The organism is Rhizobacter sp. P1_G5 (assembly GCF_056405435.1).
This window is the reverse complement of the sequence record NZ_JBFUCB010001227.1, coordinates 1-503: the sequence shown is the minus strand read 5'-3', so window position 1 is coordinate 503 and position 503 is coordinate 1. Positions and strand designations below refer to the sequence as shown.

The 503-nt window shown below is 68.7% G+C and carries 1 protein-coding gene; it reads left to right on the top strand.

What is annotated here, in order from left to right; genetic code table 11:
- Nucleotides 1–56: 56 nt before the first annotated feature.
- On the top strand, nucleotides 57–503 hold a 447-nt coding region (locus tag AC1D12_RS35110), incomplete at its 3' end, for a hypothetical protein (RefSeq protein WP_477845647.1).

Genomic DNA, 503 nt, shown 5'->3' with positions numbered 1-503 from the left:
GTTTCTGGATATCCTGACTGGTAAGTTCTGGCCAGTTTTGCGTCCGAGGAAATCCCATGCCCACCATCGTCCAAACCCAACACGGCAAGGTTTCCGCACTGTGGGGTGCAGCYCTGATCCGCACGCCGGACGGCCACGTCCGGGCGCTGCAGGTCGGCGATGTGGTGAACAAGGGCGACATGCTCCTGACGACGCAGGACGGCATCGTGCGGCTCGACGACCTCGACTCGCCGATGATCACGATGGCCGCCGCCCCGGCGCTGCCGACGGCCGTGGCGACGCCGCCGGTCGCCGACATCGACCGTGTGATCGCCGAACTGAACCAGCCCGACACCGAGACTGCCCCCGCGGCCGGCTTGACGGGCGGTGGCGGCGGCGGGCTGACGCCGGGCCTGCGCGTCGACCGCATCTCTGAAAGCACGACGACCGATTCGCTGGTTTCGCCCGACACCGCGGCGCCGGCCACCACGACGACGCCGATCACGCCGACGACGGCACAAGGC